The organism is Euzebyella saccharophila (assembly GCF_014855495.1).
GTDB lineage: Bacteria > Bacteroidota > Bacteroidia > Flavobacteriales > Flavobacteriaceae > Euzebyella > Euzebyella saccharophila.
Map to the genome: position 1 here is coordinate 1,325,006 of NZ_JACYFJ010000001.1, position 15,162 is coordinate 1,340,167.

Consider the following 15,162-nt stretch of genomic DNA (forward strand, 5'->3'; position numbering starts at 1 on the left):
CGACAAATGTAGTGAAATTAGTGCTTGAAATGACGGGTGCCCGTCATCACCATAGACACATTATTTTCATTACAATAATCGATGCTTAATTGATCCTTAATAGATCCGCCCGGCTGTATAACGCTAGAAATACCATTTTTATGCGAAATTTCTACACAATCTGGAAATGGAAAGAACGCATCACTTGCCATTACGGCCCCGTTAAGGTCAAAATTAAAGTGATTTGCTTTGTGAATTGCCTGATTTAGAGCGTCTACGCGAGATGTTTGCCCTGTTCCGCTGGCACACAGTTGCTTGTTTTTAGCAAGTACAATGGTATTGGATTTGGTGTGTTTGCAGAGCTTACTGGCAAAGATCAAGTCTTCAATTTCTTCTTGTGTAGGCTTTTTGTCCGTTACATATTGCAAATCTTCAACAGCATCCGTTCTATTATCCTTGTCCTGTACCAAAACACCGTTCAGGCAAGTGCGAACCTGTGTACTTGGCAATGCAATATCATTCTGAACCAAAATTATACGGTTCTTTTTGCCTTTGAGAATTTCCAAAGCTTCCTCTGAATAACTAGGGGCAATGACAACTTCACAGAACAATTGGTGAATTTCTTCCGCTGTAGGTTTATCTATTTCCACGTTGCTGATCAAGATTCCGCCAAAAGCCGAAACAGGGTCTCCCGCTAAGGCATCAACATAGGCTTGGTGAATCGTGTCGCGTTGGGCAAGGCCACAGGCGTTGTTATGCTTAAGAATGGCAAAAGTGGGAGCGTCATCCCTAAACTCTTGCATAAGGTTCACGGCTGCATCTACATCTAATAAGTTGTTATACGATAACTCTTTGCCGTGCAACTTGTTGAACATCGCATCAAAATCACCATAGAAATACCCTTTTTGATGTGGATTTTCCCCGTATCTAAGGGTTTTTCCGTTGGTTTCACTCATTTTAAGGGCAGGAATTTCTCCTTGGTTAAAATAATTGAAAATGGCCGTATCATAATGGGAAGAGACATTAAAGGATTTAGTTGCGAACCTTTTTCTTTCCTCAAGAGTGGTGCTGCCATTTCCATTGGTGATGATTTCAAGCACTTCTGCATAATCTTCCATGGAAGAAACACAAAGTACATCCTTGAAATTTTTTGCTGCAGCACGGATCAGGGAAATTCCGCCAATGTCAATCTTTTCAATAATATCTTGTTCCGATGCGCCACTGGCAACGGTTTTTTCAAAAGGATATAAATCCACAATAACAATGTCTATCTGCGGAATTTCGAACTCCTCTAATTGAGCAACATCCGTTTCGTTATCCTGGCGGTTAAGAATACCTCCAAAAACCTTAGGGTGCAATGTTTTGACCCTGCCACCTAAAATGGACGGGTAACTGGTGACATCCTCAACAGGTACAACATCAATGCCTAGGTCCTTGATAAATTTTTCGGTTCCTCCAGTAGAATAGATGGTAATTCCGAGCTCATCAAACTTTTTTACAATAGGCTCGAGACCATCTTTATGAAATACGGAAATTAATGCGGAGGTTACTTTTTTAGTGCTCATTTTCTTTGCGTGTAGTTATCGTACTATAATGACACGCAAAAGTAATCGATTAAAGATAAAAAACCGACGAGGTTATCAACAAATAAGCTTAAGTTGTAAACGCTTTAGGCCTGCCATTGTCCAAAAACGGACTAGACAACAGAAATGAGATGTTTTGGCCTTCCTAAAGTTTTATAACGGTCTACTTCTAGTCTTTTTCGATTAGTTGGGCAATTTCTTCATTGATAAATTCCAGAAAGCGCTCATCTTCCTCCGTAAAAGGGTCCGGAGTATTGGAGTCTATGTCTATTTGGCCAATATTTTCTCCATTGACAAATAGGGGAACCACAATTTCTGCCTTTACAGTAATACTACAGGCAATATAATTGTCTTGTGCCTTTACATCAGGGACCACAAAATTTTGATTGGAAACTGCTACCTGTCCACAAATCCCTTTTCCAAAGGGTATGATGGTGTGGTCTGTAGGTTCACCTGCGTAGGGCCCTAGTTTAAGTTCTTCTTTATCGCCATTTTTAAAATAGAAACCTACCCAGTCATAATGGGGAACGGTAGATTGAAGATAATCACAAAGCTCCTGCTGCTTTTGTTCAAGAGGTTTATCGGATTTTAATATTGTTAGTGCCTTAGGGCGAAGTTCTGTAAACATGCTCAATTTTTTTGCAAATATACGTATCGCCTTGGTCGTACCGGATTAAATTACTTAACAAGAAAAAAAGGATGCCTTTTTGGGGCATCCTTTTTTTCTATTGTCTCTGTATAACTTATGGTTGTATTTTTACATCGAACATGATATAGTCGTTGTTGTCAAACCCTGGTTCAATGGCCGTAACTTTTATAAGACCTTTTTTACCATAGTTGTCTACGAACTCTATAACGTCACCTGCATTGATGTTGGTGAATTTTTGAAAATCTGTCTTTTCAATAGAATCCAATTCACTGGCCATGGTAATGGCATCAAAATCAGCCCCCGTTTTTACGGAAAGTTGGAAGAACATTTCGTTTAATTCTTCGTTTTCGGCATCATCTTCTGAGTCATCAGGCTCTAGTCCGTCCACAAAAAATCCAAAAGACTCATTAAAGGTAGAAGCGGATGCTAAGGTAGCCTTGTCGTCTGCAGAAACACCAGAGGCTCCATAGTAATAGCCAAAGTCCCAATATGCTCTAAATTCAGGACCTTCATTGATTCGGTAAATATGATCATCCTCTGTGTCTGGTTGCTCCAAGAAAGAGAAGAAGGATTCGGTAGTACCGTCTTGTGCGGGTGCAAATAATTGAACATCGGTAAAACTCATAACCTCTGCATCCGGGTTATTTCCGTTGCCAACCGTAACGGTGATGGTTCCTACACCCAAAGCTTTTCTTTTAGTTGGGTCTCTAAAGTCTCCTTTTCCTGTGGTGGTCCAAAAGCTATAAACAATTTCTCCGTTGTCAATATCTGGTACCGGTAGACTAAAGGTAAAATCAATCTCTTTTTTGGTAGCTCCATCCAAATCAATGGATCCATCTGCCTTGGTGGCTTTTTTAAGGTCATCACTGTCCAGATCAAAATTGTTGAAGGGCATATCTCCACTTCCTCCAATATTTTGGGTTATGTACATTCTTCTTTGCGTAAGATCGGTAGAAGTGAAAATAACACGTCCAGGAACTTCCGTCCCAACTTCTCCGCTGGCTTCTGCCACCACAATGTCATTAGAAGGGTCTCCCTCGTTAAAAACTAGGGTAGCTACTTCCTCCTCCTCATTGGGTTCACCATCTGGATTTTCTTGTTGTGGGATGTCCGGGGTGTCAAAAACATTACCGTCATCAGAACTACAACTGGCCGCAAATAGCGAGAATGCCATTATAGCCGCTCGGTACGTAATTTTTGAAAACATAATTTTTTTCATCATTCAGGATTTAATTTTAAATGTTAATGGTTTTAGTTGAATGTGCTTTGTACACATCCTAATAATTAGTTAGAACGTTCTAAAGCTTAAATTATTTTCCTTGTTTGGGGGATGTTGTCTTAGCTCCTTTATTTAACAATTTCTTTGTTTGCCAATTATATGATCATGTTTATTTCCCCAATACTAGATTCATTTAGTGTCTATTTTGTAATTTTGCTACATGAAGGAATTCTTACATCGTATTTTTTCATGCTGCATGGCCCTGCTTTTGCTGGCATCTACCACTTCTTGGAAAGTGGAGAAGCATTATTGTATGGGCAGACTGATCAATGTGGCCTTTTTTGTAGATGCCGATGCTTGTGGAATGGATATGCCAGTCTTAGGTCAGCAGGAGGCTACATTGGAGCAAAAGACATGTTGTGATAATGAGGTGATTCTGCTTGAAGGTCAGGATGAGGTGACTGCTGTTAACAACGATTTGGATTTAGATCAACAACAATTTCTGATTGCCTACACCCTTAGTTTTCTAGAAGTTTTAAAACCTATAGAGTCCAAAGAGTTTTTATTTAACTCCTATCATCCCCCCAAAATAGTCAAGGATATTCAATTGCTTGACGAAGTCTACCTCCTTTGATTTTTTAAGTTTTTTCAGTTGAAACTCTTTTGGGTCCAACACCTTTGTTGCCTTTGAGGGATATTTTCTAATTGATTATTTCTTAAAAATGAAAACAGTACTACATATAAAAAATATGGTGTGCGACCGTTGCAAAATGATGGTCGGTCAACCATGGCACAATTAGGATATACTGATGTGCAAATAGATTTAGGTTCAGTTACCCTCACGCACCGATCGCCGTTAGATATCCCAGAAATTGCGCTGCTGCTACAGGAAAAAGGTTTTGAGCTGATCTCTGATTCCGAGGCTATTCTTTTGGAAAAAATAAAGACCAACTTGGTAGAATTAGTGCATCCGGATTCAGTACAGCAAGATGTGAACATTTCCATAGTGCTTTCCCGAAAACTGCATAGAGATTATTCTTATTTGAGCAAACTATTTAGTAGACGAGAAGGTATTTCCATAGAAAAATATGCCATTAAATTAAAGATGGAACGGGTGAAGGAATTGGTACAGATGAACCAATTGAATTTTACGCAGATTGCCTATGCCTTGGGATATAAAAGTAGTAGTCACCTGTCCCGCCAATTTAAATCGGTAACCGGGCTCTCCATGTCGGAATATAAAAAGGGACACAAGCGAAGAATTTCCTTGGACCAAATTGTATAAATCTAATCCATAAACTGTCAAAACAAACTTGGTATTGGCCCTTAGCTTTGTACTGTAAATTGTATTAAGATGAAGAAGACCTATTACATACACGGAATGACCTGTAACGGATGCAGGGCCCATGTTCAGCACATTTTGGAAAATGTGAATGGTGTTGGTGGCGTATCCGTTGATTTGGCCGAAGCAAAAGCGGAATTGGAAATGGACAAGGAGATTCCTTTCAAAACGCTTAAGAAAGCTCTTGAAAAGGACGGTGGTTCTTATTCTATTCATGAAAAGGAGGTGCAGCACCAAAAAATAAAGAAAAAAAAGCCGGTTGAAAATGGTACCGGCACCTTTTATTGTCCCATGCATTGCGAGGGCGATAAAACCTATGATAAGGCGGGCGATTGCCCAGTGTGCGGTATGGATTTGGTGGAAGAAGTTGCAACGGCAACCCCTACGGGCGAAATTTATACCTGCCCCATGCATCCGGAAATTGAAGAAGAGGAAATGGGTGAGTGCCCCATTTGCGGTATGGACTTGATGCCTAAAGAAGTGAATATTTCCGCGGAAGAGCGTAATTACCAAAAATTGCTTTCCAAGTTTTGGTGGGCCTTGGCCTTTACCTTGCCCATTTTTTTGATCGCCATGTCCGAGATGGTTCCCAATAACCCACTTTTTAAGGTAATGCCCTTAAGATATTGGAACTGGGTGCAGTTGGGTCTATCGCTTCCCGTGGTTTTCTATGCAACTTGGATGTTTTTTGAACGCGCTTTTCGCTCCGTAAAAACATGGAATTTGAACATGTTCACCTTAATTGGGATTGGTGCCGGTGTAGCTTGGCTTTTTAGTGTTTTTGCATTATTGATGCCCGATTTTTTTCCGGAGCAGTTCAAGACCGAAAGTGATACGGTACACGTTTATTTTGAAGCGGCTACGGTTATCCTAACCTTGGTATTATTAGGGCAGGTGCTGGAAGCCCGAGCCCATAGCAAGACCAATACCGCTGTCAAGGAGTTGTTGAAACTGGCGCCGAATAAAGCCGTAAGGTTGGTGAACGGAGAAGAAGAAAGTGTTGCCATAGATCAAATACAGGTAGGGGATTTGCTCCGGGTAAAACCAGGAGGCAAAATTCCGGTGGATGGCAAAATCACCGAGGGCGAAAGTACCATAGATGAATCCATGATTACCGGCGAGCCAGTTCCCGTGGAGAAGTCCGCAGGCGATACCGTTACTTCCGGAACCGTCAATGGAAAACAGTCTTTTATAATGGAAGCAGAGAAAGTGGGACAGGAAACCTTGCTTTCCCAAATTGTGGAAATGGTGAACAATGCCAGCCGCAGTCGGGCGCCCATTCAAAAATTAGCGGATAAAATATCGGCCTATTTTGTTCCGGCAGTGGTCTTTATTTCTGTGCTCACCTTTGTGGTCTGGGCCGTTTTTGGTCCGGAACCCTCCTATGTATACGCCTTGGTAAATGCCATTGCCGTACTGATCATTGCCTGCCCCTGTGCTTTGGGTTTGGCAACTCCCATGTCCGTTATGGTGGGAGTAGGGAAAGGGGCCCAAAACGGGGTGTTGATCAAGAATGCTGAAGCCTTGGAGAAGTTGAATAAGATTGATGTATTGGTGGTGGACAAGACCGGAACCATAACGGAGGGTAAACCTTCCGTAGAACAGGTGCTGGCCGCTTCCGATCATATGAAGGAAGATGAGTTGCTTCAGTTTATAGGTAGTGTCAATCAGTTGAGTGAGCATCCTTTGGCGGAAGCAACAGTTCGTTATGCCAAGAAAAAGGGCGTGTCGCTCTTGGAAGTGGCCAATTTTAATTCCGAAAGCGGAAAAGGAGTTTCGGGAAATGTCAACGGAAAAGTGGTAGTTCTGGGGAACGCAAAAATGTTGGAGGCGGAAAACATTTCATCTTCAGGTGAATTGAAAGAAGCTGCGAGCCATCAGCAGGAAAAGGGGAAAACGGTCTCCTATCTAGCCGTTGATGGTGAGCTTCTTGGTTATGTGGTGATTTCCGACAAAATAAAGGCTTCCAGTAAAAGGGCCCTTCAAGAACTGCAAAAAATGGGGATTGAAGTGCATATGCTTACAGGCGATAACAAGACAACGGCGAGGGCCGTTTCCCAAGAGGTGGGACTGGATTCCTTTAAAGCCGAAATGCTTCCGCAGGATAAATTGGCCGAAGTGGAAAAACTGCAGGCCCAAGGTAAGGTAGTGGCCATGGCAGGTGATGGTATCAACGATGCACCCGCATTGGCACAGAGTGATGTGGGTATAGCCATGGGTACCGGTACCGATGTGGCCATTGAAAGTGCCCAGGTTACCTTGGTGAAGGGCGATTTACAAGGGGTTGTAAAAGCCTACCGACTTGGGGAAGCCACCATGAAGAACATTAAACAGAATCTCTTTTTTGCCCTTATTTATAATTCAATTGGGGTACCCGTAGCTGCGGGGATATTGTTTCCTTTTTTTGGAATGTTGTTGTCGCCCATGTTAGCGGCCTTGGCCATGAGTTTTAGTTCGGTTTCCGTGATAGCCAATGCCTTACGATTAAAAACCGTTTCGCTTAATTAATTATTAAACACAGTTGATGAATAAAACAATAAGTTTCTTAATCTTTTTAATACTGGTACAGACTGTTAGCGCTCAGGATGTGGTGACGGGCAAAGTGGCCGAAGCTACTTCCAATGGAGACGGGCTTCCACTTGCCGGGGCCAGTGTGTACTGGTTGAATTCGCCCCTGGGAGCGGTTACCGATGTGGATGGAAATTTTGAAATTCCCTTTAAAAAGGAGTACGACCATTTGATCGTAAGCTACATCGGTTTTGAGTCGGACACCTTGGTCATCAAAAAACCGAAGTCCGTAAATGTGTTTCTAAAAGCCTCCAACGAGTTGGATGAAGTAGTGGTGGCCCAGAAAAAAGAACCGATGCAAAAAGCGTTTTACAGTCCGCAAAACGTGGTTACGGTCAACAGTGCGGAACTTTTAAAGGCAGCCTGTTGCAATCTGGCCGAAAGCTTTGAGACCAATCCCTCCATAGATGTCAATATTTCGGACGGACTTACCGGTACCAAACAAATACAGATGTTGGGCTTAACGAGTCCGTATTTGTTGATTACACAAGAGAACATACCCATGGTTCGTGGGGCGTCGCAAGCGTTTGGACTCACCTTTACGCCCGGTACATGGATAGAGAGCATTCAGATTTCCAAAGGGGCCGGTAGTGTAGTGAACGGTTACGAAAGTATATCGGGCCAAATAAATACCGAGCTCGTAAAACCCTTGACGGATCAACCCATATTTGTTAATGGCTATGCCAACCAAAATGGCCGTTATGAAATCAATACACATTTGAATACTAAGTTGAACGACAAGTGGAGTACCGGTCTGTACATCCATGGAAATAAAAGAACCCAAAAAGAGGATGATAATGGCGATGGATTTTTAGATGCGCCCCTGGCGGACCAAATCAACGTTATGAACCGCTGGCAGTACCAAAATCCGGAAACGGGATTCGTGAGTTTTTTTAACGTTCGGTTTTTGAACGATGAAAAGCAAATTGGGGAAGTAGACTTTTATCCGGATACGGATAGGATTACGGCAAGCAATCCCGTACTAAACGGAAATGAAGTATGGGGAGGGGAAATAGACACCCGAAGATTCGATAGTTCTATTAAGTTGGGTTATGTATTTCCTGAGTTGCCCTTTCAAAGTATGGGCTTTCAGGCGAGCTATAGTAAGCATTTACAAGATTCTTATTTTGGACTGCGAAGCTACGATATTGATCATGAGAGCATTTATACCAATTTTATCTTTAACAGTATCATTGGCGATACCCGAAACAAGTTTAAAACCGGGCTCACCTTTGCCTATGATGGTTATGAAGAAATGGTAAGTACCACGGATTACGGCAGAAGCGATCGCTCGGCAGGTGCTTTTTTTGAGTATGGCTATGAAAATTTGGAGAAATTGAGCTTAACCGCAGGTCTGCGTATCGATACCCATAACCGTGTGGGTACGTACATTACGCCCCGCTTTCACTTAAGGTATACCCCCTGGGAAAGAGCCAGTTTAAGAGGTTCGTTCGGAAGGGGAAAAAGAGCGGCCAATATTTTTGCCGAAAATCAGCAATTGTTCGCTACCTCTAGAAATATCAATATTTTGGATTCCGGTGGAAGTATTTACGGACTGAAGCCTGAAGATGCTTGGAACTACGGCCTTAGCTTTTTGCAAGGCTTCACGTTTTTGGGTAAAAAGGGAAACGTGTCCCTAGATTATTACCGAACCGATTTTAGAAATCAAATAGTGGTCGATTGGGAAAATCCGCGGGAAGTGTCCTTTTACAATCTTGAGGGTGAAAGTCTGGGTACCAGTTTTCAAGCAGAAGTAGATTACGAAATTCTGCCGCGAACCCATGTCAGGGGCGCTTATAAATATTATGACGTGCAAGTAGATTATAAGGGAGGAAGGTTGCAAAAACCCCTTCAGGCACAGCACCGCTTTTTTGCAAACGCCAGTTACGAGACCCGAATAAAAGAAAATGGAGCACAATGGCGTTTTGATTATACCTTGCACAGTTTTGGGGAGCAACGCTTGCCCAATACAGCCGATAATCCGGTTGCGTATAGGCTAGAGGAATATGCATCGCCCTACAACCATATGAACGCTCAGATAACCAAAGTGTTTTCAAATGCTTTTGAGGTTTATCTGGGAGGGGAGAATTTAAGTGATGTGCAGCAAGACAACCCTATTTTGGGAGCCGATGACCCTTTTGGACCGTATTTTGATACGAGTATTGTATACCGGCCCATTATGGGTAGAATGTTCTATGCCGGATTTAGATTAAAATTGTAATAACAACTAAAAATAGAAATAATGAAAAAGATAGTAACAACTCTTTTAATGAGTTTGGCAATTACTACCGTTTTTGCCCAGGACAAGAACAAAAAGGTAGAGATGGAAGTAGACGGTAAATGCGATATGTGCAAAAACCGAATAGAAAAGGCCGCCTTGGATGTAAAAGGGGTTAAATATGCCATGTGGGATATTCCCACTCATCAATTGTCTTTGGTTTTAGATGAGCGAAAGACCAATGCCATGCAGGTAAAAATGGCTATGGCAGAGGTTGGGCATGATACCAAGGAATTAAAAGCAACCGAGGAAGCTTACAATAAGGTGCACCCTTGTTGTAGGTACCGTGAAGATGGTTCTGATGATAGTGGTAATCATTGAAAATGAGGGATTTAGAGCCTTTTTTGGAAAGTGTTAAATTCTTCATAATTAAATTTGGGAGATTTAAAAACAGCCTACATTTAATTTAAATTTAATACTGTCAAATTATGGCAACATCTAAGAAACCGGCCCCAGCGGCCGCTGCCAAAAAAGTAGCTCCTAAGGCTGCTAAAAAGGCACCTTCTAAAAAGAAGTAATTTTTATGGGCCTGTTAAGAACAGGCTGGAACATGGAAAGGGAAACCATCTTAATTTAAACGATTGAGATGGTTTTTTTATTTTTAACGTTATGGTTTGGGGGATGTGGGATTTATAATAAGTATAAAGCAATTACAGAACACCCCTAAAGTCCCCTCAAGGGGACAATTAAAAAGTACTGAAAAGCAAAATCATAAAGGAACCGTTTAAGTTATTGGTAGCCAAATTAACAAAGGGCACGAGCAAAGATGCTCGCGCCAGCGGGGGGGCGCTTTAAAATAGCGGTATCTTGAAACCTAAAAGAGGTAAAGAGCCAATTATAGCTTACTCTATTGCAATAATGTTAATAGTGTATTTACTTGCTAGCTATGACACATTTTCCGTTGATGAAAATCTTCCTCCTCACGGAAAATGGATTGTTATTGTTTATAAGTTTCTTTTAAACGAAGAATTTGGCCATATAATTGGTAAAGTAGGTCTATTGTTGTTGGGTGGCTATTGCTGCCATCAACTATATAACACTTTTAAGACTAAAAAATAAGTGAGGAAAATAAAATGAAGGAGCGGATTAGGATGGACTTTTATAAATTAGAACTTAAACTGATTTTTGCCCAAATTTTGATTCCAAGGCTTTAAAATAGAGGTTATTATGAAACCTAAAAGAGATATAGAGCCAATCATAGCTTACTCTATAGCAATATTGTTAATCGGGTACCTTCTTCTGAATTATGGCTCGTTCTACATAGATGACGGTTACCCTTCATCATGGAAAGCAAAATTGATACACGTAGTCTCTATTTTTCTTTTAAATGATTCAGCCGGACGCATGATAGGCCAAATAGTTCTTTCGCTATTGGGTATCTATTGCTGTTTAAAACTTTACACAGTGTTAAAAACTAATAGAGGTAAAAAGTAACAAAAGGGAAGGTTGGCCCCTGAATGGTACAGTCAATTGAATATTTTTGGGGCGATCAAATAATAATGAAGTACGAATATGTAGTCATCGTATGGGTAGGATAAATGATTGTTTTTAGGACAGGCGAAATTTATTCATGTGGTGACTTCTGCTTTCAATTTCCAAAATTATGTGTAAAGTGAAAATTATCAAATTAATAGCTCTCTTTGAGTATTTAGCACATGTTGAAACCTCACCAGCCTTTAAAAAAATATTAAAAGCTTAAAACGATGTCTATTTAGTTATTTCCGATAAGGAAGAAAAAAATATAACTGAGAAGGATTTTAAACCATTATTAAATGTTTATAAGATTTATTCTGAGGCAAGACCTAAGGACATACAACTGGGTAAGTATGTGATGGATAAGATGCAAGAATTTTACAATTGTCAAAAGAAAATAGTCGAAAAATGAGTTCTCCATTATAGCGCGAGCGTCACGCTCGTGCTAACAGTAATAAAAAGTAAAGACAAGGATTTATAATGAGTAGAAAAAAATAACAAAACACCCCTGCAAAGTAATGTACCATTACTTTAACGTCCCCTCAAGGGAACAATTGATATTTCCCCTTCCGATAGCTATCGGAAGAAGGGGGTGCCCGCAGGGCGGGGGATGTATTCCCCCAAATGTGGCGACGTTGTGCCAACAACGGGCGAGCAGAAGTGATGGAGGTAGCATATAAAAGGAATGAAGAAAAAAGGCAATTAAATGCAACAAAGAACACCCCTGCAAAGTAATGTACCATTACTTTACCGTCCCCTCAAGGGGACAATGGGTTTATTTATAATGAAAGTACAAAAATGTTCGTGAAACGATGATAAAAATTAGAGGTTATTACCTAGGCAAAGGAAAGACACATGATGATTGGCATGCTGGAATATGCTTTAAAAGTCAAAATTATATCATATTGAAATTTTTTGAGGATGGAAAAGTTCTAAAAAACAATGAATGGATATTGTTAGATAGGCTTGAAGAAAATTTAAATAAGTTTCTTGAAGATTCCTTAAGAGAAATGAATTTAAATAAAAACAGAGATAAATTAACAAAATCAGGTTGGTGGGTTGGTGGTTTTAGAGAATGGGAAAAGCTTCTTGAATTAAGGTTTGAGTTCAACGATAATGCTTATTTGAATAATTATACTATTGTTTCCTCCGATTTGATTTTGGATGAAAATTTAAACGAATTTCATTACAAAAGAACAAAAATCGATTTGAGTTACAATAGCTAATAATTCCCCTGCTAGCGCGATTGTCACGCTCGTGCCAACAGTAATATAAAGTAAAGACAAGGATTTATAATGAGTAGAAAACAATAACAAAACACCCCTGTAAAAACCGTTTTGGTTTTTACTGTCCCCTCTCCCTCCCGATAGCTATCGGGAGCTATCGGAAGAAGGGGGCGACGTTGTGCCAACAACGGGCGAGCAGAAGCGATGGAGGCGGGGGATGTAATCTTTCAATATTGAATCTTGAATTAGGCTAAATAAAAAAAGCCGTTCCAAAATTTTTGGAACGGCTTTTACTTTTTTGGATGATGGAATTACATCATTCCTGGCATTCCGCCACCACCGTGGGGCATTCCACCTCCTCCGGCAGGAGCTTCTTCCTTAATATCGGTCAAGGCACACTCGGTAGTCAAGATCATTCCAGAAACAGATGCAGCATTTTCAAGGGCTACACGAGTTACTTTCTTAGGATCGATAATACCGGCCTTTAACATCTCAACATATTTCTCTGACTTGGCATCGTAACCGTAGTCCGCTTTTCCGTCAAGAATTTTAGCTACTACTACAGAACCTTCGCCACCGGCATTCTCTACGATGGTACGCAATGGAGCTTCAATAGCTCTTGCAACGATCTGTAGACCAGTTTCCTCATCAGGATTCTCAACAGTAACTTTGCTCAATACGGTCTTGGCACGTACCAAGGCAACACCACCACCGGCAACAATACCTTCTTCTACAGCAGCTCTAGTTGCGTGAAGGGCATCATCTACACGATCTTTCTTCTCTTTCATTTCAACTTCAGAAGCGGCACCTACGTAAAGTACGGCAACACCACCGGCCAATTTGGCCAAACGCTCTTGAAGCTTCTCTCTGTCATAGTCAGAAGTAGTGGTCTCAATTTGAGATTTTATTTGGTTCACGCGGCTCTTGATATCCTTTTGCACACCACCACCGTTTACAACCGTAGTGTTGTCTTTATCAATGGTTACTTTTTCACAAGTACCCAACATATCAACGGTAGCATTGTCCAAAGAGAAACCTCTTTCTTCAGAGATAACGGTACCACCTGTCAAGATGGCGATATCCTCTAACATGGCCTTTCTTCTGTCACCAAAACCAGGAGCTTTTACAGCAGCAATCTTCAATGAACCTCTTAGTTTGTTCACTACCAAAGTGGCAAGGGCTTCCCCGTCTACATCCTCGGCAATGATTAATAAAGGCTTACCGGATTGGGCAACAGGCTCCAATACAGGTAGCAAGTCCTTCATGGCAGAGATTTTCTTGTCGAACAAAAGAATGTAAGGATTCTCCAGATCGGCAGTCATTTTTTCTGAATCGGTTACGAAGTAAGGAGAAAGGTAACCTCTGTCAAACTGCATACCTTCTACAACGTCTACATACGTATCCGTACCTTTAGCTTCCTCAACGGTGATCACACCTTCTTTACCCACTTTACTGAAAGCCTCGGCAATCAACTCACCAATAGTCTCATCGTTGTTAGCGGAGATAGAAGCAACCTGCTTGATTTTTTCAGAAGAATCACCTACTTTTTTAGACTGCTTGGCCAAGTTCTCAACAATAGCATCTACAGCTTTGTCAATACCTCTTTTCAAATCCATAGGATTGGCTCCTGCGGCAACGTTCTTAAGACCTTCTTTTACGATGGCCTGTGCAAGTACGGTAGCGGTAGTAGTACCGTCACCGGCTAAATCGTTGGTTTTGGAAGCAACTTCTTTAACCATTTGCGCACCCATGTTCTCAAGGGCATCTGCCAATTCAATCTCTTTTGCAACGGTAACACCATCTTTGGTTACTTGAGGGGCACCAAAAGACTTGCTGATGATTACGTTTCTACCTTTTGGACCTAAGGTTACCTTTACTGCATTTGCCAATGCATCAACACCTCTACGGAGGCCGTCACGTGCATCGATATCAAATTTTATATCTTTTGCCATAATTATTTATCGTTTTTTAAAATTTAAAATCCAATAATCCTACACCACAAGGTTTAGAATAATTCTTGGAGTTTATTTGTATTTAAGTGTTGTTGATTTTTTAGCTTAGACAATTGCCAAAACGTCGCTTTCGCGCATCATAAGGTAATCTGCACCTTCCAATTTTAGCTCAGTACCGGCATATTTTCCATAAAGAACGGTGTCACCTACCTTTAAGGTCACTTTTTCGTCTTTAGTGCCAGGACCCACGGCAACAACCTTACCTTGTTGCGGCTTTTCTTTTGCGGTGTCTGGAATGTAAATGCCGGACGCTGTTTTTGTCTCAGCAGCCATAGGCTCGATAAGTACTCTATCTGCCAATGGTTTAATGTTGACTTTTGCCATATTTTTAGTTTTTAGTTTGAAACATTATTAAACTCGTATCCTGTTTGGCAGAAATTATGCCATGTACTAAAAACTGACACATTGTTAAACAAAAATGCCAGCTTGTCATTCAAGCTGGCATTTTATACAATTTTGTCTCTTATTATAGGCTGTCAGACGGCGTAGTTGCCGGAGCCGGAACTTCCTCAGGAAGTGATTCCGGTACGGTTTCAGGAACCGTTGTCTCTATATCATCGCCATTTAACAACTTGGAATCATTGGTGCCAAAGTTGCCTTTAAGTGCAATGTTGGAAGCTAAGATGAGAACTACCAACAAAATGGCCAAGGTCCATGTGCTTTTATCCAGAAAATCCCCTGTCTTTTTTACACCGCCAACAACTTGGCTTCCGCCACCTCCAAAAGAAGAAGATAATCCTCCGCCTTTAGGGTTCTGTACCATAATGACTAGAACCAACAAAAAGCAAACGATGATGATAAGGATTAAAAAAATGGTAAACGTGCTCATAACT

At 41.0% G+C, this 15,162-nt stretch carries 13 protein-coding genes; 7 read left to right on the forward strand and 6 right to left on the reverse strand.

The window, feature by feature from the left end; translation table 11 throughout:
- Window positions 1–17: 17 nt before the first annotated feature.
- The 3 genes from purH to IL355_RS05535 form a co-directional block, all read right to left on the reverse strand.
- Window positions 18–1,544 carry a bifunctional phosphoribosylaminoimidazolecarboxamide formyltransferase/IMP cyclohydrolase gene (gene purH, locus IL355_RS05525; protein WP_192461155.1) on the reverse strand — a complete coding sequence of 509 codons (1,527 nt, stop codon included), beginning with the start codon at window positions 1,542–1,544 and terminating at the stop codon, window positions 18–20.
- 187 nt (window positions 1,545–1,731) lie between these two features.
- A complete protein-coding gene (locus IL355_RS05530) occupies window positions 1,732–2,190 on the reverse strand; it encodes a GAF domain-containing protein (RefSeq protein ID WP_192461156.1) in 459 nt (152 codons plus the stop codon).
- A gap of 115 nt (window positions 2,191–2,305) precedes the next feature.
- Window positions 2,306–3,433, reverse strand: a complete 1,128-nt coding sequence (locus IL355_RS05535) for a hypothetical protein (protein WP_192461157.1) — start codon at window positions 3,431–3,433, stop codon at window positions 2,306–2,308.
- 217 nt (window positions 3,434–3,650) lie between these two features.
- On the opposite strand from IL355_RS05535, the gene IL355_RS05540 reads away from it, so the two are divergent.
- From IL355_RS05540 to IL355_RS05570, 7 genes are all read left to right on the forward strand, one after another.
- Window positions 3,651–4,064: an HYC_CC_PP family protein gene (locus IL355_RS05540; protein ID WP_192461158.1), complete on the forward strand. Its 414-nt coding sequence runs from the start codon at window positions 3,651–3,653 to the stop codon at window positions 4,062–4,064.
- 120 nt (window positions 4,065–4,184) lie between these two features.
- Window positions 4,185–4,715, forward strand: a complete 531-nt coding sequence (locus tag IL355_RS05545; protein WP_192461159.1) for a helix-turn-helix domain-containing protein — start codon at window positions 4,185–4,187, stop codon at window positions 4,713–4,715.
- 69 nt (window positions 4,716–4,784) lie between these two features.
- On the forward strand, window positions 4,785–7,280 hold the full coding sequence (locus IL355_RS05550) for a heavy metal translocating P-type ATPase (RefSeq protein ID WP_192461160.1): 2,496 nt from the start codon (window positions 4,785–4,787) through the stop codon (window positions 7,278–7,280).
- A 16-nt stretch (window positions 7,281–7,296) separates the two neighbouring features.
- Complete coding sequence (locus IL355_RS05555) at window positions 7,297–9,561, forward strand: TonB-dependent receptor (RefSeq protein ID WP_192461161.1); 2,265 nt, start codon at window positions 7,297–7,299, stop codon at window positions 9,559–9,561.
- Window positions 9,562–9,582: 21 nt separating this feature from the next.
- Window positions 9,583–9,939 (forward strand): heavy-metal-associated domain-containing protein, encoded by a 357-nt coding sequence (locus tag IL355_RS05560; protein WP_192461162.1) that lies wholly within the window; start codon window positions 9,583–9,585, stop codon window positions 9,937–9,939.
- 486 nt (window positions 9,940–10,425) lie between these two features.
- A complete protein-coding gene (locus IL355_RS05565; protein WP_192461163.1) occupies window positions 10,426–10,677 on the forward strand; it encodes a hypothetical protein in 252 nt (83 codons plus the stop codon).
- 1,226 nt (window positions 10,678–11,903) lie between these two features.
- A complete protein-coding gene (locus IL355_RS05570; protein ID WP_192461164.1) occupies window positions 11,904–12,317 on the forward strand; it encodes a hypothetical protein in 414 nt (137 codons plus the stop codon).
- Between the two features lie 311 nt (window positions 12,318–12,628).
- Here the strand turns inward: IL355_RS05570 and groL are convergent, their stop codons facing one another.
- The 3 genes from groL to secG form a co-directional block, all read right to left on the reverse strand.
- Window positions 12,629–14,269, reverse strand: a complete 1,641-nt coding sequence (gene groL / locus IL355_RS05575; RefSeq protein WP_192461165.1) for a chaperonin GroEL — start codon at window positions 14,267–14,269, stop codon at window positions 12,629–12,631.
- A 105-nt stretch (window positions 14,270–14,374) separates the two neighbouring features.
- Window positions 14,375–14,653: a co-chaperone GroES gene (locus IL355_RS05580; protein ID WP_187459172.1), complete on the reverse strand. Its 279-nt coding sequence runs from the start codon at window positions 14,651–14,653 to the stop codon at window positions 14,375–14,377.
- A gap of 142 nt (window positions 14,654–14,795) precedes the next feature.
- Window positions 14,796–15,158, reverse strand: a complete 363-nt coding sequence (gene secG, locus IL355_RS05585) for a preprotein translocase subunit SecG (RefSeq protein WP_187459171.1) — start codon at window positions 15,156–15,158, stop codon at window positions 14,796–14,798.
- Window positions 15,159–15,162 lie beyond the last annotated feature (4 nt).

Excerpts from the sequence above, each read along its gene's own strand:
- IL355_RS05530 (WP_192461156.1), bottom strand. The coding sequence starts at position 2,190 with ATGTTTACAGAACTTCGCCCTAAGGCACTAACAATATTAAAATCCGAT.
- IL355_RS05540 (WP_192461158.1), top strand. The coding sequence starts at position 3,651 with ATGAAGGAATTCTTACATCGTATTTTTTCATGCTGCATGGCCCTGCTT.
- IL355_RS05535 (WP_192461157.1), bottom strand. The coding sequence starts at position 3,433 with ATGATGAAAAAAATTATGTTTTCAAAAATTACGTACCGAGCGGCTATA.
- IL355_RS05550 (WP_192461160.1), top strand. The coding sequence starts at position 4,785 with ATGAAGAAGACCTATTACATACACGGAATGACCTGTAACGGATGCAGG.
- IL355_RS05560 (WP_192461162.1), top strand. The coding sequence starts at position 9,583 with ATGAAAAAGATAGTAACAACTCTTTTAATGAGTTTGGCAATTACTACC.
- IL355_RS05580 (WP_187459172.1), bottom strand. The coding sequence starts at position 14,653 with ATGGCAAAAGTCAACATTAAACCATTGGCAGATAGAGTACTTATCGAG.
- secG (WP_187459171.1), bottom strand. The coding sequence starts at position 15,158 with ATGAGCACGTTTACCATTTTTTTAATCCTTATCATCATCGTTTGCTTT.
- groL (WP_192461165.1), bottom strand. The coding sequence starts at position 14,269 with ATGGCAAAAGATATAAAATTTGATATCGATGCACGTGACGGCCTCCGT.
- purH (WP_192461155.1), bottom strand. The coding sequence starts at position 1,544 with ATGAGCACTAAAAAAGTAACCTCCGCATTAATTTCCGTATTTCATAAA.
- IL355_RS05555 (WP_192461161.1), top strand. The coding sequence starts at position 7,297 with ATGAATAAAACAATAAGTTTCTTAATCTTTTTAATACTGGTACAGACT.
- IL355_RS05570 (WP_192461164.1), top strand. The coding sequence starts at position 11,904 with ATGATAAAAATTAGAGGTTATTACCTAGGCAAAGGAAAGACACATGAT.